We start from the raw sequence: 25,868 nt of genomic DNA on the forward strand, positions 1-25,868 counted from the left end.
TTTTCTTTCTTTCCGCCGGATCCGAGGAGTGCCGATGAGCGAGACGACCGCCACCGTCGACCTCGGCAAGTCCCGCTGCCGCCTCGTCGTGCACGGCGCGACGGCCGGGGAGCGCTCCGGGATCGGAGCGCCGGGCCTCGCCGCGGCGGGCGGAGTGGAGGCGGCGCTCACCGCGATTCTCCCGCTGCTCGACGGTGTCGAGCGCATCGACACGCTCGGCGTGGGGGCGGCCGGCGCCTGGTTCGCCCCGGAGGCGGCCGCGGAACTCGCCGCCGCGCTCGCCGCACGGACCGGAGCGCGCGTGGCCGTGGCGTCGGACGTGGTCACCGCCCATGCGGGCGCTCTCGACGGCGCGGCCGGCGTGCTGCTCATCGCCGGCACCGGAGCCGTGGCCCTGGGCGTCGACCCTTCCGGTGCGCGTCTGGTCGACGGCTGGGGCCCCGAGCTGGGCGACTTCGGCAGCGGATCCTGGCTCGGCCGCGAGGCGTTGCGCGCCGTGCTCCGTGCCCAGGACGGGCTGGCCGCGCCCACCGCTCTCACCGCGGCGCTCGCCGCCCCCGTCGGCCCGCCCTCGGCCGTGCAGGCCTGGCTCGCCGCCGACGGTGCCCTCGCCCGCCGCCTCGCGACCCTCGCGCCCCTCGTACTCGCCGCCGCCGCAGACGACGACCCCGTCGCCCGCGGGATCGTCGAGGACGCCGTCAGGCTCCTCGCTGCGACGACCGCTGCGGCCGCCGGACCGACCGCGGACGTCGCACTGCACGGCGGCCTCACCGACCACGACGGATTCCGCGCCGCCCTCACACGCGCGCTCGAAGGGAGCGGCCGTCGGGTCGTCCCCGCGCGAGGCAGCGCCATGGACGGGGCCCTGCTGCTGACCCGTCGCCTCGACCTCCCCCATGAAAGGTTCGTGCACCGTGCCGAATGACCCCCGTCTGACCACCCTTCTCGCCGAGCTCGCGGGCCTGGACACCGAGGCCTCGTCCACCGAGCGGGGCGATCTCGACCTGCTGAGCACCACTGAACTCGTCGAGCGCATGAACGCCGAGGACCGTCGCGTGCCCGAGGCCGTGGCGGGTCGCACGGCGGAGATCGCGGCGGCGGTGGACGGCATCACGGAGCGCTTCCGACGCGGCGGTCGCCTCATCTACATCGGTGCGGGCACGGCAGGTCGCATCGGCGTGCTCGACGCGAGCGAGTGCCCGCCCACCTTCGGCACCGACCCGTCGATGGTGGTCGGACTCATCGCCGGCGGGGAGACGGCCATCCGCTCGGCGGTGGAGAACGCGGAGGACGATGATGAGGCCGCGGCTCTCGCCCTGCGTGACCTCGACCTCACCGAGCGGGACACGGTGGTGGGCATCTCGGCATCCGGCCGTACGCCCTACGTCATCGGCGGGCTGCGGTACGCCCGGGGCCTCGGCGCCCTCACGGTGGCGATCGCCTCGAACGCGGGGTCGGCGATCGGCGCGGAGGCCGACACCGCGATCGAGGTCGTCACGGGGCCGGAGTTCATCTCGGGCTCCACGCGGCTGAAGTCCGGCACGGCGCAGAAGCTTGTCGTGAACATGCTGACGACGCTCTCGATGATCAAGCTCGGCAAGACGTACCGCGGGGTCATGGTCGACCTGCTCGCGACGAACGAGAAGCTGCACGCGCGCTCGATCCGCACGGTGTCGCAGCTCGCGGGTGTGGACGTCGACGCCGCGTCCGCCGCGCTGCAGGCCGCGGACGGTTCCGTCAAGCTCGCGCTGCTCCTGCTCGCGACCGGCGCCTCCGCCGAGGCCGCCGCTGAGGCGCTGGCCGCGGCCGACGGCATCCTCCGCGACGCGATCGCGGCCCTCGCCTGACCCGCTCTCCCTCGGCAGGGATGAGAGACGCGCCTGACGGGAGCGATCGGCGCACCTTTTCGCACCCGCGACGGGCTGCCCGCTAGCGTGAGGGCATGCCCCTCGCTCTCGTCACCGGCGCCGCGCGCGCGAACAGCATCGCCGCGGGTATCGTCCCGCGGCTCCGTGCCGACGGCTGGACCGTCGTCACCAGCGACCTCGACGGCGCCGACCATCCGGCAGACCTCTCCACCGCGGACGGACCGGAGCGCCTGATCGCCGAGGTCGCGGAGGCGCACGGCCCGATCTCCGCGCTCGTCCTCAGCCACGCGCACGACCTCGAGTCCGGCGTGCTGGACACGACGGCTGAGAGCTTCGACCGGCACGTCGCCGTGAACGCGCGGGCGAGCCTGCTCCTCATCGCAGCCTTCGCCCGGCAGGCCGAGGAGGGCGGCGCGATCGTGGCGCTCACGAGCGATCACGTGACCGGGAACCTGCCCTACGGGGCCTCCAAGGGGGCGCTGGACCGGCTCGTCATCTCGGCCGCACGGGAGCTCGGTCCGCGCGGCATCTCCGCCAACGTCCTGAACCCCGGCCCCATCGACACCGGATGGATGGACGACGAGACGCGCGTCGGCCTCGCCGGGATGACACCGCTCGGTCGCCTCGGCACGCCGGGCGACATCGCCGCCGTCGTCTCGTTCCTCGTCTCGGATGAGGGGCGCTGGATATCCGGGTAGCTCCTCCAGGCCGACGGGGCCTTCTCCGCCCGCTACTGATCGCGCGGCGGAGCGGCCCCGGGTGCGCTCAGTGGACGCAGGCGCAGGAGTCGCCGCCGCAGCAGGAGTCCGTCGCCGTCGCGCCGCCGTGCGCCTGGGAGGACTCCGGCACGTCCATGGCGGGGTTCTGGTCGAGGAAACCGTAGGGCTTGAACCAGAATCCCGCGTAGTCCACGGGCATGATCGGCCAGTCCTCCGGGCGCGGGAAGTGCGTGAGCCCGAAGGTGTGCCACAGCACCATGTCCTCGCCGTCGATCCGGCGGTCGTCGGCCGTGTACTCCGGGAGGCCGGCGCCGCCCTGGTGCGCGTTGGGGTAGCGCCCGGCCGGCCAGATCTGCCCGTGCTCGTACCGGGTCGCCCAGAGGTGCTTCGTGGCGAAGGCCGCGCGCGCGGCGACGGAGGAGGCGGGGTCGGCCATCAGCAGGGCGGTCGGCTCCGGGACGAGGTGGTAGGCGGTCGGGCGGCCGACGTGGTTCGTCCGCGAGGCGCTCTGCACCTCCCACACCCGGGCGGCGGAGGAGTCGGCCTCGCGCTGAGCGGCGTGCTCGGTCTCCAGCACCGTCTCCGACCAGGTGAACGCGTTGCCGAACGGGTTGTCCGGCCCTATCGGCACCCGCTGCGCGTCCACCTCCACGAGCCGGTTGTCCTGGCCGTCGATAGCCACGTCGAGCCGCGCGCAGAACAGATGCTGGTGGACCGGGGCGAAGACGCCGGGGGCGAGCTCGGTGGCGTGCTTCTGACGGACGCCCGGCTCCCCGGCGCCGGCGAACACGATGCCCGTGGCCTTGGCGACGACCTCGATCGAGCCGTCCAGTCCGAAGTTCCAGTAGAAGCCGTAGTCGTAGTTGCCGATCGTGGAGAAGTACGAGACCACGAAGCGCCGTGAGCGCCGCACGTCGGACCGTCCCGAGAGGTCGGTGTGCTTCCAGAGGATGCCGAAGTCCTCCTCGTGCATGCAGATCACGTTCGGGATGCGCACCGGGTGGCCGTGGTCGTCGGCGACGTAGCCGTCGAGATACCGGATCACGCCGAGGCAGTCGCAGCCGAGCTCCAGGTGGTTGGCGTTCTTGCCGAGGAGGTACTCGCCCGCGTCGAAGTAGCTGATCCAGAAGCGCCCGGGGGCGGTGTCACCGTACGGCACGACCATCTCCGGCACGCTCGCCCGGTGCAGCACGGAGCGCCCCTGGAACGACACGTCGTGCAGGACGAGGCCTTCGCGGGCGTTGAAGCCCACGCGCATGGACCAGCCCTCCCACTCGACGAGCGATCCGGACACGGCGAAGCTCGGCCCGTCCGGCTGGGTGATCTCGATGGGCCGCAGCGTCGTCCGTGCCGCGCCCTGCACCTCCGGGTAGTAGTTGCCGTGCCCGGCGGGCACCGGCACGTCGCCCTCGTCCTCGACGCGGATCACGCTGTCCGTGGTGAGATCGATGTGCACGATCAGCCCCTCGACGGGGTGGGCCCACGGGGAATCCTGCTCGTCGTATCGGAGGAAGGTGAGGGACCGGATCACGCGGCGGCCCACCTCGTCGGCCCGGCCGGTGTAGCCCGGGGCCAGGGGGGAGCAGAAGGCGAGGGTCATGTGGTCCGCCAGGCCCCGCCGCCGCATGGCCGCCTGCCAGTCCGGGGACGCCTTGGCGATGGCCTCTGCCCGCTCGTACTCCTCGAACAGGTACTGCGGCTGGCCGTACGGCGGGGCGTCGTTCGGCACTCGCTCCTGCCGCACGACCTCGCCACGGGTGATCGAGACGATCACCTCGGTCGCGACGCCGGTGGCGGTGTCGAGCAGCGTCACGTCGACACGGCGGTCGATGGCGGAGCCGGGGCGCCAGGCCGCGAGCTCCTCCTTCGTGGCTTCGTCGGGGAGCAGCATCGGCACGCGGGTGGTCGCCGTCAGCAGGCCGGCCGCGTCGAGCACCGCGCGGGCGGCGGCGATCTCGGCACCGGTGAGCGGGTCGAGCGGGTGCGGGACGGTGATCGGCTCGAGGGAGACGGGCTGGCGGGAGTGCGGGGACATCGTTGACCTCACTATTTTCGAGCAAGTGCTCAAGAAACGGGTTGGCACGATGATACGACGGCGTGCACGGGTGCACAACCGTGGCGTGTGGGCGATGTCGAGGTCAGCGTCGCCAGGGGGCGAGGATGCTGTCGAGGACCGCGAAGTGCGCCGCCGCCGTCTGCGGCTCGGTGACCTCGACGACCTGCTGGCCGTAGGTGATCGAGCGCAGGAGGGCGAGGAGGTCGCCGGTGGGGGTGTCGGGGCGCAGCTCTCGGTCGCTCACCGCCTCCTCCAGCGCCTCGCGGATGCTGCCCTGCCACGTCGCGAGGGTCGGCGCTCCGGCGTCGGGAGTCGGCGCGAGAGTGGCCAGGCGCCCCCAGAAGCCGACGACCACGTGTGCCTCGGTGCGGGTGCGCTCGTCGACGGGGAGCACCTCGCCCATCAGGGCCCGCAGTCGGGTGAGGCCGCGGAGTCCGTCCGTCGCGGCGGCGATGCGCTCGTCGGTGCGACGGGTGACCTCGGCTGCTGCGGCGCGGACGACGTCGTCGAAGCCGTCGAAGTAGTGCCACAGGGAGCCGGTCGCGACGCCGAGCTCCTTCGCGACCGCCCGCGAGGACACGCTCTCATGACCGTCTCTGGCGGCGACGACGAGCAGTGCGTCGGCGATCTGACGGCGACGCTCATCATGGTCGACGATGCGGGGCACGTGCTCATTGTGTCGCATGAAGTGCGGCCTCGCTTTTTTGAGCGAACGATCAATATACTTCGGCTGTGGACCTCCTGCTCCCGGCAGCATCGTTGCTGATGGCGGCGGCGGCGCTCGTGTCGGCCGGCGCCTGCCTCGCTGCGCGGCGCGCCGTGCCGTGGCAGGGGCGCCAGGCCGCGGTGGTGATGGCGGCGGGGATGCTGCTGATGGCGACGGGCGGGACCGGGCCGCTGGGTGCCCTGCTGATCGGTGCCCTGCTGCTCGTGTCCGGCATGATCGGCACGATGGGCGTCCGCGGGGCGACGTCCGCGGCCCCCTGCTGTCACCGCGCTCTCGGATCGCTCGTGATGGCGATCTGCGCCTTCCACGGCGCGGCGGGATCGGTCGGTCAAGGCGTGGTGGCGTCCGCGGGGCACGGGGGTCATGGACTCGGCGGCGCGCTCGGCGCGCTCGTCCTCCTCGGCACTCTCAGCGTCGTCGCCTGGACGATCGCCGCAGGGTGGCGGACGACGGCGCATCGGGGCCGCGCCGCCCGGCTGCTCGCGGTGGAATCCTGGGCGATGGCGATCGGGGTCGTCGCGATGAGCATCGCGGGCTGACCGTCCGGTGCGAGGGTCTCACTCCCGCGCCGCGGGGCGGACGAAGGCCCAGGCGGCGATCGCCGCGACGGCGGCGGCCAGGGTCATGGTGACCGCCATCGTGACGGCGTTCGTGCCCCCGATCCCGGCGGCGAGCGGGGCGAGCACCGGGCCGAACAGGAACGACGACATGCCGAGCAGGGCGGACGCCGTCCCCGCCCTGGCGCCGTGATGCGCGAGGGCGAGTGTCTGGCCGTTCGGGCCGCCGAGCCCCGCGCACAGCATGAACCCGACGAGTGCCGCCACCACGCCCGCCACCCCCGTCCCGCTGAGCGCCAGGACGAGGAAGGTCGTGGTCGCGACGAGTGTCGCCGTGACCCCGCCGAGGTACACGCGGAGGGGGCCGAAGCGGCGCACGACCAGGCGGCTCGACTGACTGCCGACGATGCTCGCCAGGGCGCCGGCGGCGAAGGCGAGACTGAAGCTCTGCGGGCTGAGGCCGAACTCGTCCTGCAGCACGAACGACGACATCGAGAGATAGGTGAAGAACGCCACGCCCGCACCGGCGGAGGCGCACAGGACCGCGGCGAAGAGCCGGTCGCCCAGCACGGCGCCGGCATGCGCCCGCAGCACGCGGAGGCCTCCGCCGTGGCGCGCCTCCGGTCGCAGCGTCTCCGGCAGGAGGAAGACGACCACGAGCAGCAGGATGACGCCGATCCCGCTGAGCACCCCGAAGATCCCGCGCCAGTCCATGATGCGGGCGAGCTGGCCGCCCACCACCGGCGCGATGATCGGCGCGGTGCCCGAGACGAGGAACAGCAGCGAGAGCATGCGGGAGAGCTCGATGCCCTCGAACTGGTCGCGGGCGATCGCCAGGCAGATCACGATGCCCGCCGATCCCGCCAGCCCCTGCAGGAAGCGGGCGACGAGCAGCAGCTCGATGGTCGGGGCGACCGCGCACACCGCGGAGAGTACCGCGAACGCCGCGACGCCGACCCGCAGCGGTAGACGTCTACCCAGCCGGTCGCTGAGGGGACCGGCCACGAGCTGCCCCAGGCCGAGGCCGATCATGCACGCCGACATGGTCACCTGCGCCAGGGCCTCGGTCGTGCCGAGCGACGCCGCGAGCTGGGGGAGCTGAGGGAGGTAGAGGTCCATCGACAGCGGACCGAAGGCTTCCAGCATGCCGAGCACCAGCATCGCCCGCAGCGTGCCCATCCGCGCGGGCTCACCGCGCGCCGGGAGACTCATCCGCCCAGGCGCAGCACGCGGCGCAGCCAGCTCTCCCGTGCGGCCACCGCGGCCTGCGACACCTCGGCCTCGGGGGAGAACCCGGAGAAGCCGTGGTAGCCGCCCGCCCAGACGTGCAGTTCCGCCTGCCCGCCCGTGGCCCAGATCCGCGACGCGTAGTCGACGGCCTCATCGCGGAAGGTCTCCGCGGCACCCACCTCGATGAACGCCGGAGCGAGTCCCGACAGATCCGTGGCCCGGGCCGGCGCCGTGTACGGCGACACGCGGTCGGTGAACCGGTCGGCTCCGGCGATCGCGTCCCACGCGGTGTCGTTGTTGTTCCGGTCCCAGGCGCCGAAGCCGTCGTACTGCCGGCTCGACGGGGTCTCGTTGCGGTCGTCGAGCATCGGGCAGCCGAGGAGTTGCCCGGCCAGCCGTGGTCCGCCGCGGTCGCGGGAGAGCAGCGCCACCGCCGCCGAGAGTCCGCCGCCGGCGCTCTGCCCGGACGCGATGACGCGGGAGGTGTCGATGCCGAGCTCGTCGGCGTGGGCGACCATCCACTCCAGTGCCGCGTAGCAGTCCTCCGCCTGCGCCGGTCCGGGGTGCTCCGGGGCGAGACGGTACTCGACCGCGACGCCGACGACACCGTGCCGCTCGGCGAGGTCGATGAGCTCGGCGGTGCCGAAGAAGCGCGTGCCGAGCACCATGCCGCCGCCGTGGATCGACAGCACCGCCGGTGCCGGGTCTGCGGGCGCCTGCGCCGGGCGCACGATGGTGATCTCGAGGTCCGGAGCCCCGACAGGGCCGGGGATGACCCGGTCCTCCCAGGTCACGGCGCGACCCTCCGCCTGCACGGCCATCGGCGGGATGATCGTGGCGAAGTGATCGCGGTTGGCGTGGATGGTGTCCGCGCGCAGCGGGATGACCTCGACGAGGTCGACGAAGGCGTCGAGTCCGGCGACGAGCTCCGGGTCGTAGGGCACCGGCTCCGGCGTGCTCATGCGGCGGTCCGCCAGATCCGTCGCAGCCAGGAGGCACGTGCGGCGAGGGCAGCGCGGGTGATCTCGGCGTCCGGCATGTACATGTCGAAGCCGTGGGCGCCGCCGCCCCACACGTGCAGCTCGGCCTGACCGCCGGTCTCCCAGATCCGGAGGGCGTACACGGTGTCCTCGTCGCGGAACATCTCCGCCTCGCCGACCTCGATGTAGGCGGGCGGAAGGCCGGAGACGTCTGTCGCCCGGCTCGGCGCGGCGTAGGCGGGAGCCTCGACGCTGAAGGCGAGCTCCTCGCCGAGGACGCACGACCAGGCGAGGAGGTTCATGTCGCGCTGCCAGGTGCCGATGCCGTCGTACTGCCGACTGGCCACCGTGGTGTTGGTGTTGTCGATCATGGGACACAGCAGCAGCTGCCCGGCCATGACGGGGCCCCGCCGATCACGCGCCAGCAGGGCGACGGCCGCGGTGAGGCCCCCGCCCGCGCTGCCGCCGCCCACGACGATGCGCGCGGGGTCGATGCCGAGCTCCGTGGCGTGGGTGTGCGTCCACACGAAGGCCGCGTAGCAGTCCTCCACGCCCGCGGGGTACGGGTCCTCCGGGGCGAGGCGGTACTCGACGTTCACGGCCACGACGCCGTGCTCCGCGACGATGTCGACGACGCGAGCCGTCTCCCAGGAGCGGTGGCCGACGATCATGCCGCCGCCGTGGATGTTCACGAAGCCGGGGAGCGTCGAGGTCTCCGAGCCGGCGGGGCGGAAGATCGTGCCCTCGATGTCCGGTGCTCCGGGCGGGCCGGGGATGACGCGGTCCTCCCAGGTGATGTCCCGGCCGGCGATCACGGCGTCGTTGTCCGGGAACATCCGGTTGACGCCGTCGCGCGGCAGGGTCTCGCGGGTGAGGGCGGGCTGCGGGTTCTTCGCGATCTCGTCGAGCACGGCCTGCACGTCGGGATCGAAGGGGACGGGGATGGTCATGGTTCTCCTCGGGTGGGACGGCGTCAGGGGCCTTCGGGGTCGACGACCCCGCGGTCGGCCCAGAAGGGCTCGACGAGACGGCGCAGCTCGGCGGCGCCGACGCGGTCGACGAGGGCGGCCGCGTCGAGGTTCGCCCGCAGCTGCGCGACGCGGGAGGCGCCGAACAGCGTCGTCGTCAGGGCGGGGTGGGTGAGGGTGAACGCGATGCCGAGCTGGGCGGGGGTCACGTCGAGGTCGTCGGCGACCGCCGTGAACGCGGGGGCGTCGGCGATGATCCGTTCGCGGATGCCGCCGGGGTCGCGCCCGATCTGCCGGTCGCCGTTCACCTTCCCGGCGAGGATCCCGCCCTCCAGGCAGTCCGAGGCCTGCAGCGTGAGGCCCTGCTCCCAGAGGCGCGCGAAGGGCTCGCCGTCCGGGATCGACCGCCGCGAGACGCTGTACTTGAGCTGCGCGATCTGCGGACCGGGAACGCCTTCCGCGGCGGCGAGGTCGATCAGGGCCTGGATGCTCGCCGCCGACCAGTTGTTCACGCCCCACGCGCGGATGAGGCCGGCGTCGGCGAGCGCGGCGAGGTCGAGCACGAGATCGCGCAGCTCGAGGTCGTCGCGGCGGAGGTCGCCGAGGATCACGAGGTCGGCGTGCTCGACTCCCACCCGCATCAGCGCGTTCTCGAGCTGTGGACGGAAGCCGTCGGCGCCGAAGGCCTCGAGCCAGAGCTTCGACGACAGCAGCCACTCCTCTCGGCGCAGCCCGGCCGCGCGCACCATCGCCGAGAAGATCACGTCGGTGAAGACGGGCGGGGCGCCAGGCGCGGAGTACACGCCCACGTCGAAGAGGTTCACGCCGCGGTCGGTGGCCTCGCGGAGGAGCGCCACCGCGTCGGCGAAGTCCATGCGGTCGTAGGTGTGCCAGGAGCCGAGGGAGAACAGGGAGGCGTGCAGGCCGCTGCGGCCGATCTCGCGGAGGGGGAGGGGAGTGGTCATGGTGCTCCTCAGAGGCTCGGGTCGATGACGGCCTTGACCTCATCGAGGTGGTGCATGTGGGCGATCTTCGCGGAGGCGTCGGCGAGCCCGACCGGGGCGCTGAACAGGTCGTCCCAGGGGAAGCGGTCGGCGAACGCCGTGAAGAAGTCGATCGCGCGGGCGTAGTCGGAGATGTCGCCGTTGAGCGAGCCGACGACCGTGAGCTCCTTGCCCATGATCGTGCTGAGGGCGAAGCCGTCTCCGGCCGGACCGGTCGAGCCCACGATCGCCACGGTGCCGCGTTGGGCGGCCATGCCGACGGCGTCCGGGCCGACGCTCGGGGCTCCGGCGAAGTCGAACACGTGGTCCGCCCCCTCGCCTCCGGTGAGCGCCAGGACCTGGTCGACGACGGGCCCGTCGCGGAAGTCCACGACGGCGTCGGCGCCGAAGCGGGCGGCGAGCTCCAGACGAGCCGCGGGTGCGCCGACGGTGATGACCTGCCCGGCACCCGCGATCCTCGCGACTGCGGTGGCGAAGATGCCGAGGGCGCCGGAGCCCTGCACCACCACGCGGGAGCCGGGACGGATCCGGCCGGCCCGCTCGAACGCGCGGAGGACGGTCTTCGCGGCGCAGCCCGCCATGGAGGCCCAGGTGTCTTTGACGGTCGCCGGGAGCAGGAGCGTGGCGGCACCCGGGGTCACGTACGCGTACTCGGAGAGCCCGGCCGTCGCGAACGGCGGAACGTCGGCGCGCTGGAGGAAGCCGTAGCCGCGGCGGGAGCACGCGACCGGCTCGCGCAGCACGACGCAGCCGTGGCACTCGCCGCAGGTGGACTCCGACCAACCGATCCGGTCGCCGGGGGAGAGCGGGCGGCCGAGCGCGTCGCGGGTGTCCGGCCCGGTGGCCACGATCTCGCCGACCATCTCGTGACCGAGGACCATGGGCAGCATGCCGGGGAACGACATCTTCCCTTCCCAGATCTCGATGTCCGTGCCGCACAGCGTCGTGCAGGCGATGCGGACGAGGGCGGCGCCGGGTTCGATCTCGGTGGGCAGCGGGAGGTCCTGCAGCGTGAGCGGCTCGCCGTGCGCGGTGAGCACCGCGGCGCGGGTGGTGGTGGGGAGGGTCATGGGTTCTCCAGTCGCGGGGCGGGTGGCGGGATCGAAAACGGTCCTCCGCGGTGCCAGGGAGGGGCGGGATCGATCCCGCACGGAGGGGGACGGGGGTCAGACCAGGAGCTGGCCGCCGTCGACGGGGACCGAGACCCCGGTGATGTGGCTGGCGGCCTCGCTCGCGAGGAAGAGCACGAGCGGGGTGACCTGGTCGACCTCGGCGATGGTGCCGAGCGGGATGCGCGATTCCCAGGCGGCGCGGGCATCGGGGTTCGAGGCGAAGTCGGCGGTCAGGGGCGTGAGCACGGGACCGGGGGCGACGGCGTTGACGCGCACCCCGGAGCCGGCGAGCTCGATGGCGGCCGTCCGGGTGAGCGCGTCGACCGCGGCCTTCGTGGCCTCGTAGTGTCCGAGGCCCGGGGTGGGTTGCCGGGCGCCGATGGAGGAGATGTTGACGATGGCCCCGTGGCCGGCGGCCGCGAGCAGCCCGCCGAAGACCCGCAGCATGAGGAACGTGCCGCGGACGTTGACGCGCAGGGCCGCGTCGACCGCGTCGACCGCGACCTCCTGGAGTGTGCCCCCACCGGCGACGACGCCGGCGTTGTTGACGAGGACGTCGAGCCCGCCGGCCTCCGCGAGCTGCGCGGCGGCGGTGGTGACCGCGCCCTCGTCGGCGATGTCGAGGGGGAGGGCGGTGGCGCCGATCTCGGCGGCGACGGCCCGGGCGGCTTCGAGGTTCACATCGCCGAGGAACACCTCGTCCCCGGCGGCGCGGAAGGCGCTGGCGATGCCGCGGCCGAGCCCGGAGGCTCCTCCGGTGACGAGGATGCGGCGCGGGGAAGCGGTCATGGTCGTCCTCACTGACGGTGTTCCGATGGGATTCCTCCGTTATATTCTACAGACATAGAAAAACACAACCCCGTGCCCCGAGACGGCGAAGGAGCCCTCATGCCCGATGTGACATACCCCCGCAAGCCGCTGTCTCCTCGGGGTGCGACGGTGCCGCCGCTCGCCCTCGGATCGTGGAACACCTGGGACCGTATGGGCTTCGACGATGCGGTGCAGCTCATCCAGCGGGCGGTCGACCTCGATGCCGGATTCTTCGACATCGCGTACTACAACATGGGGCCGCACGCCGAGAACTCCCGGACCGACATCCTCTTCGGAGAGGCCTTCCGGGCGAGCGGGGTGGACCGTGCCCAGGTCGTGCTGTGCGGCAAGCTCTGGCTCTGGGACTGGCCGCACCAGGGCTTCCGGGCACAGATCGAGGAGTCGCTCGAGCGGGCCGGCCTCGACCGCTTCGACACCCTCGTGGTGGGGGACTACCTGGACGCCCCGGACATGCCGCGACTCGTCGCCGACGTGAACGCCCTCATCGCCGACGACCTGGTCGACTCGTGGGGGATCAACAACTGGCGGATCGCGGACACCAGGGCGGCGCTCGCCGAGGCAACCGCTCAGGGGGTGGTCGGCCCCGCGTTCGCGCAGCTCAAGTACGGCATCGCGCGCCGGGCCATGGCGGAGGGCGACGCCTATGGACCCCTGTTCGCCGACGGAACCCTCGCGCTGCAGGCCTCCGACGTGTTCGAGGGCGGAATCCTCGCCACGGGACGGATGCCCCAGCGCAAGATCGGTGCCGATGTCGGGGGTATCCGCGAGCGGATCCTCGCCGTGTACCCCGAGGTCGCGCGGGTCGCGGGGGAGTTCGGGGTGACGCCGGCTGCCCTCGGCATCGCCTTCTGTCTGGCGAACCCCGCGACGGCCAACGTACTCTTCGGTGCCTCTCGCGTCGCGCAGCTCGAGGACAACCACGTCGCCCTCGCCCTCGCCCGAGACCACGGCGCCGAGGTCCGCGCCGCCCTCGCCGACTGCCGCGTCGACCACGCCGTCCGCCCCGACGGCACCTGGTGACCTTTCGTATCTCCCACCCGCACCTCCCCCCGCTTCCCCCTCCCGCTTCCCCGGCGTCCGGGATCACTTCCGCACCTCGCGCACGCCCCGCAGGCCCGTGTCTGATCCCGCTTCGCTCCGCCCGCGCGTCCCACTCCGCGTGCGGGATCAATTCCGCACCTCGCGCGCACCCCGCAAGCACGTTTCTGATCCCGCACTCGCTTGGCCCCCGTCCCATTCCGCCCCCCGCGTCCCACTCCGCGTGCGGGATCAGTTCCGCACCTCGCGCGCGCCCCACGGGCACGTTTCTGATCCCGCAGGGCGTGACGTTCTGTGCGCCGATTCGAAAACGCGCCGCGTGAGGAGGGCGTGCGGCCGATTCTGATCCCGCTTCTGGTGGCGGCTGTGTGGCGGTCGCCGGGCCCGCCGCTCGTGCGCGACCGGACCGCTCTCCGGAGCCCCGGATCAGAAGTGCTCCTCGTGTTCGCAGCAGATCGTAAGCGCTCCTCGCCTCCGTGCTGGATCGGAAGTGCCCCGCGCACGCTCCGGATCAGAAGTGCTCCTGGGGCCCGGGTGGGCGGTGCGTTCTTGATCCCGGGAAGGGGTGCGGGGCCCTCGGGAGCGGCAGTGTGGCCCGTTCGCGCCGTCGTTCACCCCGGTGCGGGATGAAAAGGGTGCCGAAGAGGCGTCGCCGAGGGGCGTTTCTGATCTGGCTGGAGGGGTGAGCGCGGTGGCGGGATCAGAAATGGGCCGCGCCGGGAGGACAGGGGTGCGTTATTGATCCCGGTACCCGCACCTGCACCCGCGGGGTGCGGGTGGGCAGGCACGGGACGGGGCGGGGTGTGCGCGGGGGAGCAAGGCGGGTGCGCGCTGAGACATCAGTCCGCGCGGCCAGAGGAAGAAACGCGCTTGCGCTCTTTTTCCACGCATGTAGACTAACCAGCACGACACATCGAAGTGGCGTCGGTCCCGGTCTCCGGTCAGCGGCTCTTCGAACCTTCTTCACCACCCCCTGCACCCGAGAGAAGGAACCATGAAACGAATGCCCCTCGCGGTCGCCGCCGCCGTCGCCGCGACCCTCGCACTCGCCGGCTGCAGCGGCGGCGGAGCGCCCTCGCCGTCCGAGGGCGGTGGCGCCGAAGGCCCCGACGCCCTCAACATCGGCAACTTCCTGGACGTCACGTCGTGGGATCCGTCCCTCGCCGACATCGGCTTCGACGGCCCCTATCTGTCCGCGGTGTACGACGCCCTGATCGCCCTCGACGCCGACGGCACCCCGATCCCGTCGCTCGCGACGAAGTGGACCGTGGCCGACGACGACCTCAGCATCGACCTCGACATCCGCACCGACGCCGTGTTCAGCGACGGCACCCCGGTCGACGCCGACGCCGTCGTCGCGAGCCTCGAGTACCTCAAGGCCGGCGCCCGGTCCGGTGAGGCCTACGTCAACGCGAAGGGCTTCGAGAAGGTCGATGACGACACCGTCCGCATCGCCCTCACGCAGCGCGACGACACGATCCTCTACCTGATGGGTCTCGGCCGCAGCTACGTCATGCCCCCGGCGTCCATCGAGGCGGGCACGCTCGGCAGCGATCCGATCGGCTCCGGCCCGTACGTGCTCGACAGCGACACCAGCGTCGCCGGCGCGGAATACCACTTCACGAAGACCGAGGACCACTGGGACGCGAAGACGTACCCGTTCTCCGAGCTCGCGATCTACCCGATCACCGACGCGACAGCACGCCACAACGCGATGCTCAGCGGTCAGATCAACGTGCAGTACGGCGACGTGGCGAACCTCGACCAGGCCGAGCAGCAGGGGTGGAACACCGCACAGCGGGTCTCCGGGTGGGCGGGACTCGTCATCACCGACCACACCGGCGCGAAGAGCGAGCCCCTCGGCACGCTCGAGGTCCGCCAGGCGCTGAACTACGCGTTCGACGGTGCGGCCGTCCTCGCGGCGGTCGGCAGCGGTGCGGGCGTGGCCACCAACCAGGTCTTCCCAGACGGCGGCGACATCAACGACCCCGAGCTCAACGATGCCTACGCGTTCAACATGGATAAGGCGAAGGAGCTCCTGGCCGACGCCGGCTACCCGGACGGCTTCGACATCTCGATGCCGATGTCCCCGATCTTCGAGATGTGGAAGCCGTCGGCCGAGCAGGCCCTCAACGAGCTCGGCATCACCGTCACCTGGGACAACATGCAGATGCCGGACTATCAGCTCAACGCCCCGAACTACCCGATGTTCATCTCCTTCCTCGCGATGGACGGCAACGACGTGGCCACCGTCTCCCGGCAGCTGACGAGCGTGCAGTGGTTCAACCCGGAGCCCGACTACGCGAAGAACGAGGTCATCGCCCCGCTCGTCGAGAAGGTGCAGACGGAGCGCGGCGACGCGCAGACCGCCGCCATCAAGGAGCTCAACGAGGCCCTCGTCGACCAGGCCTGGTGGTCGGTCTGGTACCAGGCGAACAACATCTACTACACGGCGCCCGGCATCCAGCTGCAGCCCGTCGTGGGGATGATGTTCCCGACGCTGCGGTACATCACGCAGGGCTGAACGCCCGTCGGGGCGGTCGCCACGCGGCCGCCCCGGCACCCCTTCCCCTCCTCCTCACCCTCGAGAGGCCCCCATGCTCCTCTTCACGGCGAAGCGGGTGCTGTCCGGCATCCTCCTGCTCGTCGCGGTCTCGATCGGCACGTTCTTCCTCGCCCACCTCGCGATCAGCGACCCGACCGCCTCGCTCCTCGGGACCACGGCGAGTCCCGCGCAGCAAGAGGCGCTGGCGGCGAAGATCGGACTCGACCGCCCCCTGATCGTCCAGTTCTGGGACTGGTTCTCCCACGCGGTCCTGCTCGACTTCGGCGTCTCGTGGCGCAACTTCCAGCCGGTCGGCGCGCAGCTCGCGGTGAAGGTCCCCGTCACTCTCTCCGTCGTGACCCTCGCGACCCTCATCACGGCGGTCATCGGCGTCGCCTTCGGCATGATCACCGGACTCCGCCCCGGCACCTGGTTCGACCGCATCATCAAGGGGATCTCCGTCGTCCTCTTCGCACTTCCCGGGTTCTGGGTGAGCCTGGTCCTGGTGATGTGGCTGGCGGTGCAACTCAAGTGGTTCCCCGCCGTGGGCTACGTCCCGCCGACGCAGTCCGTCGAAGGCTGGCTGCGCTCGATCACGCTGCCGGCGATCTCCCTCGCCCTGGGCGGCATCGTCGCCGTGTCGGAGCAGCTGCGCAACGCCGTGATCGCCCAGAGCCGCCAGGACTGGGTGCGCACCCTCCGCAGCCGCGGCCTGTCCGCCGCCCGGGTGAACCTGCACATCCTCCGCAACGCCTCGCCCGCCGCGCTCACGGTGATCGCCCTGATGTTCGTGGGCCTGCTTTCCGGCGCCATCGTGGTGGAGCAGATCTTCAGCCTTCCCGGTCTGGGCCAGCTCACGAACCAGTCGTCGCAGAACGGCGACATTCCCATGCTGCTCGGGATCACGGTGGTCTCCATCGTCTTCGTCGTCCTCATCAACCTCCTGCTCGACCTCGTGCTCGGCTGGATCAACCCGAAGGTGCGCGTCGCATGACCACGACAGACATCCGCGTCGCCTTCGACCGGGCCGCCCAGAAGCGCCGATCGAGCCTGTTCCGACGCTTCCTCCGCCACCCCGGCGGCTACATCCCGCTGGCGATCTTCCTGCTCATCGTGCTCGTCGGGGTGTTCGCGCCGTTGCTGGCGCCGATGGACCCGAACCTCGTCGACCTCGCGGCTGCCAAGGCCCCGCCGTCGCCGGAGCACCTGCTCGGCGGCGATTCCACGGGGCGCGACATCCTCAGCCGCCTCATCTACGGGACGAGGACGACACTGTGGGGTGCGCTCATCACGATCGTCACCGCGCTCGTCGTCGGGGTCCCGTCGGGTGTCGCAGCCGGGTACTTCGGCGGCGTCTTCGACCGGGTCGCGACCTGGATCAGCGACGCCCTCCAGTCGATCCCCGGGATGATCATCCTCCTCGTGGTCGCCGCCGGCAGCCGCAACAACTTCGAGCTGCTGATGGTCACCGTCGGTGTCTTCATGGTGCCGGGGTACTTCCGCATCGCGCGGTCGCAGACGCTCGCCGTCCGCGGCGAGGCGTACATCGACGCCGCCCGCGTGTCGGGCCTGTCGGACGCGCGCATCATCTTCCGGCACGTCATCACGGCCGTCTACCCGCCCGTCATCATCCAGACCGCGCTCACGGCCGGCATCGCGATGGGCATGCAGGCGGGGCTCCAGTTCCTCGGCATCGGCGACTCGAACGTGCCGAGCTGGGGCGCGATGATGCTCGAGGGCTTCCGGCTCATGCTCACCTACCCCCTCATGCTCCTGTGGCCCTCCGCCGCGCTCGGTCTCACGATCGCCGTCCTCGCGATCATGGGCTCCACGCTCGCCGAGCTCGTGCAGGTGCGCACGCCGCGTGCGGCCCGACGGCGGCGGCGCGGCGTGCTCGAGACCGCCGACGAGGTCGCCGCGGCTCCTGCGACGGGCAGCGTCCGCCATGAGGCCCCGAAGTCGGCCCTCCGCGTGGAGAACCTGCACGTCGTGCACGCGACGCCGACAGGGGAGACCGAGGTCGTGCACGGCGTGACCCTCGACGTCGCACCTGGGGAGGTCGTCGGAATCGTCGGCGAGTCCGGGTCCGGCAAGTCGCAGACCGTGTTCTCGGTGCTCGACCTGCTCCCCGCGACCGGCCGGGCGACCGCCGACGCGATCTGGGTCGGCGGCGCGGAGGTCACCCACGCGGCGCCGAAGGAGCGCCAGGCGCTGCTCGGCCGCACGATCGGCTACGTGCCGCAGGAGCCGATGAGCAACCTCGACCCCTCGTACACGATCGGGCATCAGCTCATCGAGCCGCTGCGTCGCACGCACGGGCTCGGCAAGACCGCCGCCCGGCAGCGCGCGCGGGAGGTGCTCCTGCGGGTCGGGCTGTCCGATCCCGATCGCGTGATGCGCAGCTACCCGCATCAGGTGTCCGGCGGCATGGCGCAGCGTGTGCTCATCGCCGGCGCGATCGCCGGTCGCCCCTCGCTCCTCGTCGCGGACGAGCCCACCACCGCCCTCGACGTGACCGTGCAGGCCGAGGTGCTCGAGCTCCTGCGGGAGCTACAGGCCGAGTACGGGATGGCGCTGCTGATCGTGACGCACAATTTCGGCGTCGTCGCCGACATCTGCGACCGCGTGATCGTCATGCGCGGCGGCGACATCGTGGAGTCGGGGCCCGTGGACGAGCTCTTCGCCGCGCCCACCCAGGAGTACACGCGCGAGCTCATCGCCGCGTCGCTCGATGATGCCGAAGGCCGAGCCGCGCTCGACAGCCGCCGGACGGAGGTCCCCGCATGAACGCCGTTCCGGTGAACCCCCTGCTGCAGGTCGACGACCTCGTGGTCGAGTACGGCCGCGGAAGACACGCCTTCCGCGCGCTGCACGGCGTCTCCCTCGACATCGCCCCCGGTGAGTGCCTCGGCCTGGTCGGCGAGTCCGGATCCGGGAAGTCGACCCTCGGCAAGGCCATCCTCGGCCTCGCCCCGGTGACCGCGGGCCGCATCCGCTTCGACGGCCGGGACATCGGCGGCCTCGGCGGCAAGGCACGACGGGCACTCGCCGACGACGTGCAGGTCGTGTTCCAGGACCCGTACGGCTCCCTCAACCCGGCATTGACCATCGGCGATATCCTCGCCGAGCCGCTGCTGACGACCGGCATCGGAGCGAAGGCGGCCGACACGCGCGTGCGCGACATGCTCGACCGCGTGCGCCTGCCTTCCACGAGCATGGACCGGTATCCGAGCGAGTTCTCCGGCGGGCAGCGGCAGCGCATCGCGATCGCCCGCGCCCTGGTCCGCGGACCCCGGCTGATCGTGTGCGACGAGCCGGTCAGCGCGCTCGACCTCACCACGCAGGCGACCATCCTCGACCTCTTCATCGAGTTGCAGCGCGACACCGGCGTGGCCTACCTCTTCGTCTCGCACGACCTCGGCGTCGTCCGGCGGGTCTGTCACCGGGTCGCCGTGATGTACCGGGGGGAGATCGTGGAGATCGGGGACGGCGAGCAGGTCACCCGCGCGCCGCGTCACCCGTACGCCGAGCGCCTGCGACTGGCCTCACCCGTCGCCGACCCGGTGGCGCAGCGGGAACGCCGGGCGCAATGGCTCGCTCTGCGGGAGGTGCCCGATGCGGCGGTACGGTAGCTCCAGGCCGGAACACGCCACACCCCGGACTCGGCCGGAAGGACGCCATGCCGAAGATCATCGACCACGACCAGCGGCGACGGGACATCGTCGAGGTGGCCAAGAGCATCATCCTGAAGGGTGGGTTCGAGGCGGCGACCATGCGCAGCATCGCCGCGGAGGCCGGCTTCGCGAACGGCGCGCTGAAGCACTACTTCCCCGGGAAGGAGAGCATCGTCGCGGCGACCTTCGAGACGATCCTGCAGCAGATGTCCGAGGGCGTGGAGGCCGCGGGGCAGGAACCGGTGGCGGCGGACGACGCGCTGCGAGGCTTCCTGCAGGCCACCGTGCCGCGCGACCCGGAGCAGATCGCCGCGGGTCGGGTGCTCCTGGCGCTCTGGGAGTACGCGATGGCGAACGAGTCGCTGGCCGAGCTCTACCGCGGACACCTGGGTTCGTGGCGATCCTCGCTCATCGCGCGCATGGAGGCGGCCCGCGACGAGGGATCGATCCGCGATCAGGACTACGGCCCGCTCGCCGACGAGTACATCTCCGCGGCGGTCGGGGCGACGGTCATCAACCTCATGTACCCGGACGGCGACCGCATCGCCGACTACGAGAACTACATCGACCGGTTCCTCGCGCGGCTGCGCTGAGGGCGAGGGGCCGGTCCCGAGAGGACGGCCCGTCATGACCCTTTCCCCCGAACGACCCGTGGTGTTCTTGCACGGCCTCGCCTCGCGCGGCACGCAGGACTGGCCGGAGAGCGAGTGGGCGGCGGTGCTCGGCGACCGACCGCGCCGCGTCCTCCACCTGCCGGCGCACGGCGACGCCCCCGGGCTCGGAGCCGTGCCGACCTCCGCGGTGCTCGACGCGCTCGCCGCAGCGATCGGCCCGGACGAGATCGACCTCGTCGGGTACTCGCTCGGTGCCCGGCTCGCGTGGGACCTCGCCCGGCACCCGGGTGTCGCGGTGCGGCGTCTCGTGCTCGGCGGCCTCAGTGCGGGGGAGCCCTTCGCGCTCGTCGACCTGTCCGCCGCTCGGGCCGCGATCGCCGGCGGACCGGCTCCCGTCGATCCGCTGACCGGAATGATCGTGCACATGGTGAGCCTGCCCGGCAACCGCCCGGACGATCTGCTCGACCTCATCGAGGGGCTCGCGACCGAGCCGTTCTCGCCCGAGGCCGGAGCGCCGGCGATGCCGGTGCTGCTCCTGGGCGGCACCGATGACCCGATGGCCGCGGGCATCGACGAGCTCACCGCGCGGCTGCCGGACGCCCGGGTGGGACGCGTCCCCGGGGATCACCTCGTGGCGCTGCACACCGCCGCGTTCCGCGACGCGGTGCGCGGGTTCCTCGCGGACTGATCTGCGAGACCCACGCCCGGCCGCTTCCTGTCCTTTATTTCCAACGTTCGTAGACATATCGAAAGGCATCCGCCATGACCGACACCCCCACTCCCGACGCCGCCCGCATCCTCGACATCGCCACCGGCTACATGGCCGCGAAGCAGCTCTTCCAGGCCAGCCGCATCGGCCTGTTCGCCGCCGTCGACGCAGGCGCCGACACCGCTGCGGCGATCGCCGAGCGCTGCGGGGTCAGCGAGCGGATCGCCCGGCTGCTCGCCGATGCCCTGGCGGCGAAGGGTCTCCTCGTCCGCACCGAGGGGCGCTACGCGCTGGCCCCCGACGCGTCCGCCTACCTCACCGGGGAGGACGCGGCGATCGACCTCGCCCCCTTCCTCACCTTCCTCGACGAGATCAGCTACCCGCACTGGCTGCAGTTCGCCCACACGGTCGACACCACCGAACCGGGCGACCTGCAGATGGATGACGCGCGGTGGGGGACGTTCATGGCGGGGGTGATGACGTACAACCGCCTGCACGCACAGGAGTTCGGCCGGCTCGTCGACCTCGCGGGTGCGACGAAGGCCCTGGATTTCGGCGGTCTGTCCGCCGAGTTCGCCCTCGCCGTCATGGCGCGCAACCCGCAGCTGCACACGACCTTCGTCTACGCTCCCGGGTTCGAGGATGGCGTGGCTGAGGCGGTCGAGGCGGCGGGTGTCGCCGACCGGGTCGCCGTCGAGGTCGGGGACACGGCGACCACGGCTCCCGAGGGCGCGTACGACGCGGTGTTCGCCAACCATGTCATCCACCGGTTCTCCGCGGAGGAGAACGCGCAGATCTTCCGCCGACTCCGTGCGGCGGCGGTCGAGGGGGCGACGCTGACGGTGCTCGACTTCTTCCTCGACGACGACGACGAGCAGCGCGCCCTGGATGCCCTGCACGCGGGGGAGTACCTCGTGATCGACGGCACGGTGGTGTACCCCGAGTCCGAGGTGCGCGGTTGGCTGTCGGATGCCGGGTGGGCGGTGCGCGACACCGTCGCCCTGCCGGGGAGCCCGCGCGTGCTCCTGGCCACCGCGGTCTGACGACCGCGGTTCGAGACTGGTCCGAGGGGGATCAGAGGCGGGCGGCATGCGTGAACATGCCGCCCGCCGTTTTCGTGGGTGAGTGGTCAGCCGCGCGCGAACACCGTGCGGCCGTCGACGATCGTGCGCTCGACCTGGAGGGCGGCGAACGGGCGCCCGGGGGTGCACGGGTCCTCGTCGACCACCGTGATGTCCGCGACCCTGCCGAGTTCGAGGGTTCCCTTCCAGGTCGCGGCACCGTCCTGGATCGCGGCGTCCGCCGTCATCGCGCGGAGCAGCCGGCGTCGGGTCCCGGCGTCGTCCGCCCGGCCGTCGGCGGCGAGGAGGGCGAGGGAGGCGTCGAGGCTGGGTCGCCAGTCCGGCGTGGCGATCGGGGCGTCGCTGGTCAGCGTGGTCAGCGCCCCGGAGGAGAGCATCTCGGCCAGGGGCCAGGCGGCCGCGACGCGGGCCTCGCCGAGCTGCACGGCCGCCCAGGAGTGCGTGTGCGCGGCGATGAGGGGCTGCACGGCGAACCCGACGCCGAGACGCTCCGCGCGGCAGATCTGGGCCGGCGTCGCGAGGTCGCCGTGCACGACGTGGTGGGGTGCCGGCGGCGGGGGAGTCTCGCCGACGCGTTCCAGTGCGGTGAGGAACTCTTCGATCGAGCGATCGCCGGTGGCGTGCACGGCGATCTGGAGTCCGCGACCGGCGGCCAGGGCGATCATCTGCTGGAAGGCGCTGAGCGGATCGGCGTCGCCGCGCGTGAGCAGGTGCCCGGTGGTGCCGTCGGGGTACGGGTCGGACGTCCACGCGGTGGCCATCGGTGGGATGCCGTCGGCGAAGATCTTCACGCCGGGGATCGCGAGCCAGCGCGGGTCGGTCCTCGGCGGCGGCACCGGGAGACCGGCGGCGAAGTCTTCCAGGGAACTCTCCCCGTCGATCGTCCCGAACAGGCGCAGCAGCGTGACGCGCGAGGTCTGGGCCCCCTCGCGGTGCAGCTCCACATAGGACTCGAGCATGTCGGTGCCGAAGCAGCCGGTCTCCCCGTCGTCCTCCCCGGGGCCGATGCCCGGCTCCGTGTAGCTCGTGATGCCGAGCTCCGCGAGCAGAGCCCAGGCGCGGCGCAGGGCGCTGCGTCGCTCACCGGCCGCGGTCACGAGGCGGCCGGTCGGCTGCTCCTCGGGCGGGGTGTCGGAGAAGAAGAGGTGCGGCCAGCGCGCGCCCAGCCACGCGGCGTGGAGGTGCGCGTCGTTGAGGCCGGGGATCGCGGTGCGGCCGTCGAGCTGCACGATCTCGCGGGCTGGGAGGGCTTCGGCCGCGGCATCGGTGGCGACGATCATCCCGTCGCGGACGGCGATCGCGGTGGCGACGGAATCGGTGGCGTCGAAGGTGTGGATGCGGCCACCGCGGAGGAGGAGGTCGGCGTCGTCGCCGAGGAGTGCGCTGCTCATTATTCCACCAGTGTAGACGTAAAACTCGCGCGTCCGGGGTGTCCCGCGCCGACCGATTCGGCGCGCGGTTCCGCGGCTTGTACCCTGGAGGCATCCCCCGAATACCCCGGCAACCTCGCGCGCGCCGGCGACCTCGGCGCGCGCTCACACATGCAAGGACGCAGATGAACGATTCCGCGGCACACCGCGACGAATGGACGGCGAGCGAAGAGCTGGCGGAGCGGATGATCCCGCTCATCGGGGCTCTCAAGCGCGAGCGCGACGTGGTCACCTCGCTGCACGGGCACCGCCTGCTCGGACTCTCGGCCACCGGCCTCGTCGAGGTGCACGAGCGCGTGGCCCAGCTCGGCCACGAGCGGCTCGAGGTCGAGGACAGCCTGGCGGTGCTCGAAGGCATCCACGCTCTCGCCCCCGGAGCCTCGTCGATCGATGTGGCCCGTCTCGTGGAGGGGTACGCGGGGAGCGGACGCCCGCTCGAGGAGTATCTGGCCGAGACCCTGGCCCCCGCCGTCGGCGCGGTCCCGGCACCGCCGACCGACGTGGTGCTCTACGGCTTCGGGCGCATCGGCCGGCTGCTGGCCCGCATCCTCATCGCGCACACCGGCGGCGGGAGCGGACTCCGGCTCCGCGCCATCGTCGTGCGCCGCGGCTCCGAGAACGACCTCGTCAAGCGCGCGTCGCTGCTGCTGCGCGACTCGGTGCACGGCCGCTTCGCGGGCTCGGTCACGGTGGATGAAGAGGCCGAGCAGATCATCGCGAACGGCACGCGCATCCAGGTCATCTACTCCGACGACCCGGCGGCGGTCGACTACACCGCCTACGGCATCGACGACGCGATCGTCGTCGACAACACGGGCCGCTGGCGCGACGAGGCCGGACTCTCCCAGCACCTCCGTGCGAAGGGCGTCGCCCGCGTGCTGCTGACCGCCCCCGGCAAGGGCCCGCTGAAGAACATCGTGCAGGGCATCAATGACGACACGATCACCGACGAGGACCGCATCGTCTCCGCGGCGTCGTGCACGACCAACGCCATCACCCCGGTGCTCGCCGCGATCGACGAGGCCTTCGGTGTGGTGAAAGGCCACGTCGAGACCGTGCACTCGTTCACGAACGACCAGAACCTCATCGACAACTTCCACAAGGGCGACCGTCGCGGCCGCTCCGCCGTGCTGAACATGGTGATCACCGAGACCGGCGCGGCGAAGGCCGTGGCCAAGGCGCTGCCCCAGCTCGAGGGACGGCTCACGGGCAGCGCGATCCGCGTCCCCACGCCGGATGTCTCGCTCGCGGTCCTGCACCTCACGCTGGAGCGCCCCGCCACCAAGGACCAGGTCAACGACTACCTTCGCCGCGTGTCGCTGCACTCGAAGCTCCGGCAGCAGATCGACTACGTGGAGAGTCCTGAGGTCGTCTCGACGGACTTCGTCGGCTCGCACCGCGCCGGCATCGTCGACGGTCTGGCCACGATCGCCGACGAGGACACCCTCATCCTCTACGTCTGGTACGACAACGAGTTCGGCTACTCCTGCCAGGTCATCCGGGTGCTGGAGACCATGGCGGGCTCGCATCCCGTCGTCCTCCCCACCCGCCGCGAAGTCACCCTCTGACCTCTCCCGTCGACCCACCCCCTTCCGCTCGACCCGGCCCCCTGCGTCCGCACGCACGGGGCCGGGGCACGCGAAAGGGGGTGGGTCGCGGCATGATGAGGGGCATGAAGACCTCACAGTGGCGGGAGGAGCGGCTGCGGTGGCAGGGGCTGACCGCGCCGGAGGCGGACGTGGCGGGGGCGGCGGGACGGCTGCTCGCGGTGCAGAGCCAGGATCTCACCGCCGGACGGTGGGCGCTGGCCGTGCGGACGAAGGGCGACGTGCGCCTGCGCGACGTCGACGCCGCGTTCGACCGCGGGGACCTCGTCCGGGCCTGGACCATGCGGGGGACGCTGCACACGATCCCCGCGCGCGACCTCGGCTGGGTGCTGGAGGTCACGGCCGCACGACAGCAGCAGCAGGCGGCCTCCCGACAGCGGCAGCTCGGCATCGACGACGCCATGATCGACGCGGTCGTCCGGGAGCTCACGCCGCGGCTCCGTGACGGCGGCCTCACCCGGAGCGAGATCTTCGCGGTGCTCGAGGGCATCGGCATCGACCCCTCGGGGCAGCGCGGCATCCACCTGCTGTTCGCGATGACGGTCTCCGGCGTGCTCGTGCAGGGGCCGGTCGTGCCGCGGGAGGGCATCACGCGGGAGCAGCGGTTCGTGCTCGCAGCGGACCACATCCGCGACCACGCCCGCCCGGACGACCCGCTGGCCGAGCTGTTCGTCCGCTACGTCGAAGGACACGGGCCCGCCGGGGTCGCGGACTTCGCGTGGTGGTCGGGCCTGACGCTCGGGCGGTCCCGGGAGGCGGCGGAGCGGGCGGCACCCCGGGTGACCGAGGTCGACGAGGGGGTCTTCGTCGGGAGTACCACGCCCCGGCGCGCGGCGGGCCGGCCGTCCGTGTTCGCCCTCGGTGCCTTCGACGAGTACTACATCTCTTATGCCGACCGCACCGTCGTGTGCGCTCCGGAACACCTCGCCGCCGTCGGGCCGGGGAAGAACGGGATGGTCCGGGCGACCGTGGTGGAGCACGGCCGCGTGATCGGCTGCTGGACCCACGCCGCCGCCGCGCACACCACCCCTCCGACTCTCTTCGAGCCCCCCGAGGACCCCGCCGCCGTCACCGCCGCGCTCGCCCGGTTCGCGGCCTTCATCGCCTGAGCCTCGTC

Annotated in this window: 23 protein-coding genes; 14 read left to right on the forward strand and 9 right to left on the reverse strand. The window is 72.0% G+C overall.

Translation table 11 applies throughout. The features are described from left to right. Positions 1-34 precede the first annotated feature (34 nt). From RI211_RS05165 to RI211_RS05175, 3 genes are all read left to right on the forward strand, one after another. On the forward strand, positions 35-925 hold the full coding sequence (locus RI211_RS05165; protein WP_315637473.1) for a BadF/BadG/BcrA/BcrD ATPase family protein: 891 nt from the start codon (positions 35-37) through the stop codon (positions 923-925). Continuing rightward, positions 915-1,847, forward strand: a complete 933-nt coding sequence (gene murQ, locus RI211_RS05170; protein ID WP_315637474.1) for an N-acetylmuramic acid 6-phosphate etherase — start codon at positions 915-917, stop codon at positions 1,845-1,847. Before RI211_RS05165 ends, murQ begins: the two co-directional genes overlap by 11 nt. Positions 1,848-1,942: 95 nt before the next feature. Further along, positions 1,943-2,566, forward strand: a complete 624-nt coding sequence (locus tag RI211_RS05175; protein WP_315637475.1) for an SDR family oxidoreductase — start codon at positions 1,943-1,945, stop codon at positions 2,564-2,566. A 67-nt stretch (positions 2,567-2,633) separates the two neighbouring features. On the opposite strand, the gene RI211_RS05180 is transcribed toward RI211_RS05175, so the two are convergent. Both RI211_RS05180 and RI211_RS05185 read right to left on the reverse strand, forming a co-directional pair. Beyond that, on the reverse strand, positions 2,634-4,622 hold the full coding sequence (locus RI211_RS05180; protein WP_315637476.1) for a primary-amine oxidase: 1,989 nt from the start codon (positions 4,620-4,622) through the stop codon (positions 2,634-2,636). A gap of 103 nt (positions 4,623-4,725) precedes the next feature. Next, entirely contained in the window at positions 4,726-5,310 is a 585-nt protein-coding gene (locus RI211_RS05185; RefSeq protein ID WP_315637478.1) for a TetR/AcrR family transcriptional regulator, read from the reverse strand. 65 nt (positions 5,311-5,375) lie between these two features. On the opposite strand from RI211_RS05185, the gene RI211_RS05190 reads away from it, so the two are divergent. Continuing rightward, positions 5,376-5,909, forward strand: coding sequence for a hypothetical protein (locus tag RI211_RS05190; protein ID WP_315637479.1), 534 nt, complete (start codon positions 5,376-5,378; stop codon positions 5,907-5,909). Between the two features lie 18 nt (positions 5,910-5,927). On the opposite strand, the gene RI211_RS05195 is transcribed toward RI211_RS05190, so the two are convergent. The 6 genes from RI211_RS05195 to RI211_RS05220 form a co-directional block, all read right to left on the reverse strand. Beyond that, positions 5,928-7,139, reverse strand: coding sequence for a multidrug effflux MFS transporter (locus tag RI211_RS05195; RefSeq protein ID WP_315637480.1), 1,212 nt, complete (start codon positions 7,137-7,139; stop codon positions 5,928-5,930). Then, positions 7,136-8,119, reverse strand: coding sequence for an alpha/beta hydrolase (locus RI211_RS05200; RefSeq protein ID WP_268777114.1), 984 nt, complete (start codon positions 8,117-8,119; stop codon positions 7,136-7,138). The genes RI211_RS05195 and RI211_RS05200 overlap by 4 nt, the downstream gene beginning before the upstream one ends. Continuing rightward, positions 8,116-9,087, reverse strand: coding sequence for an alpha/beta hydrolase (locus RI211_RS05205; RefSeq protein WP_315637481.1), 972 nt, complete (start codon positions 9,085-9,087; stop codon positions 8,116-8,118). The genes RI211_RS05200 and RI211_RS05205 overlap by 4 nt, the downstream gene beginning before the upstream one ends. A 23-nt stretch (positions 9,088-9,110) precedes the next feature. After that, the gene (locus tag RI211_RS05210) at positions 9,111-10,070 is read right to left on the reverse strand and encodes an aldo/keto reductase (protein ID WP_315637482.1); all 960 of its coding nucleotides are present in this window, start codon (positions 10,068-10,070) and stop codon (positions 9,111-9,113) included. Between the two features lie 8 nt (positions 10,071-10,078). Further along, positions 10,079-11,179, reverse strand: coding sequence for a zinc-binding dehydrogenase (locus RI211_RS05215; RefSeq protein ID WP_315637484.1), 1,101 nt, complete (start codon positions 11,177-11,179; stop codon positions 10,079-10,081). Positions 11,180-11,275: 96 nt separating this feature from the next. After that, positions 11,276-12,010: an SDR family NAD(P)-dependent oxidoreductase gene (locus RI211_RS05220; RefSeq protein ID WP_259952082.1), complete on the reverse strand. Its 735-nt coding sequence runs from the start codon at positions 12,008-12,010 to the stop codon at positions 11,276-11,278. A 99-nt stretch (positions 12,011-12,109) separates the two neighbouring features. Between RI211_RS05220 and RI211_RS05225 the strand changes: the two genes are divergently transcribed. From RI211_RS05225 to RI211_RS05260, 8 genes are all read left to right on the forward strand, one after another. Next, positions 12,110-13,072, forward strand: a complete 963-nt coding sequence (locus RI211_RS05225) for an aldo/keto reductase (protein ID WP_315637485.1) — start codon at positions 12,110-12,112, stop codon at positions 13,070-13,072. Positions 13,073-14,084: 1,012 nt separating this feature from the next. Then, positions 14,085-15,614, forward strand: a complete 1,530-nt coding sequence (locus RI211_RS05230) for an ABC transporter substrate-binding protein (protein ID WP_315637486.1) — start codon at positions 14,085-14,087, stop codon at positions 15,612-15,614. Between the two features lie 73 nt (positions 15,615-15,687). Continuing rightward, positions 15,688-16,629 (forward strand): ABC transporter permease, encoded by a 942-nt coding sequence (locus tag RI211_RS05235; RefSeq protein ID WP_247642057.1) that lies wholly within the window; start codon positions 15,688-15,690, stop codon positions 16,627-16,629. Further along, the gene (locus RI211_RS05240) at positions 16,626-18,422 is read left to right on the forward strand and encodes a dipeptide/oligopeptide/nickel ABC transporter permease/ATP-binding protein (protein ID WP_315637487.1); all 1,797 of its coding nucleotides are present in this window, start codon (positions 16,626-16,628) and stop codon (positions 18,420-18,422) included. Before RI211_RS05235 ends, RI211_RS05240 begins: the two co-directional genes overlap by 4 nt. Continuing rightward, entirely contained in the window at positions 18,419-19,267 is an 849-nt protein-coding gene (locus tag RI211_RS05245; protein WP_315637488.1) for an ATP-binding cassette domain-containing protein, read from the forward strand. The genes RI211_RS05240 and RI211_RS05245 overlap by 4 nt, the downstream gene beginning before the upstream one ends. A 47-nt stretch (positions 19,268-19,314) precedes the next feature. Continuing rightward, the gene (locus tag RI211_RS05250; RefSeq protein WP_101846902.1) at positions 19,315-19,902 is read left to right on the forward strand and encodes a TetR/AcrR family transcriptional regulator; all 588 of its coding nucleotides are present in this window, start codon (positions 19,315-19,317) and stop codon (positions 19,900-19,902) included. Positions 19,903-19,936: 34 nt separating this feature from the next. Continuing rightward, complete coding sequence (locus tag RI211_RS05255) at positions 19,937-20,611, forward strand: alpha/beta fold hydrolase (RefSeq protein WP_315637489.1); 675 nt, start codon at positions 19,937-19,939, stop codon at positions 20,609-20,611. 74 nt (positions 20,612-20,685) lie between these two features. Then, positions 20,686-21,675, forward strand: coding sequence for a methyltransferase family protein (locus RI211_RS05260; RefSeq protein ID WP_315637490.1), 990 nt, complete (start codon positions 20,686-20,688; stop codon positions 21,673-21,675). Between the two features lie 86 nt (positions 21,676-21,761). Here the strand turns inward: RI211_RS05260 and RI211_RS05265 are convergent, their stop codons facing one another. Further along, positions 21,762-23,105 carry an amidohydrolase family protein gene (locus RI211_RS05265; protein WP_315637491.1) on the reverse strand — a complete coding sequence of 448 codons (1,344 nt, stop codon included), beginning with the start codon at positions 23,103-23,105 and terminating at the stop codon, positions 21,762-21,764. A gap of 164 nt (positions 23,106-23,269) precedes the next feature. On the opposite strand from RI211_RS05265, the gene RI211_RS05270 reads away from it, so the two are divergent. Then, a complete protein-coding gene (locus tag RI211_RS05270; protein WP_315637492.1) occupies positions 23,270-24,712 on the forward strand; it encodes a glyceraldehyde-3-phosphate dehydrogenase in 1,443 nt (480 codons plus the stop codon). Between the two features lie 104 nt (positions 24,713-24,816). Continuing rightward, entirely contained in the window at positions 24,817-25,860 is a 1,044-nt protein-coding gene (locus RI211_RS05275) for a winged helix DNA-binding domain-containing protein (RefSeq protein ID WP_315637493.1), read from the forward strand. Positions 25,861-25,868: the final 8 nt, after the last annotated feature.

Source organism: Microbacterium meiriae (assembly GCF_032364335.1).
Lineage (GTDB): Bacteria > Actinomycetota > Actinomycetes > Actinomycetales > Microbacteriaceae > Microbacterium > Microbacterium meiriae.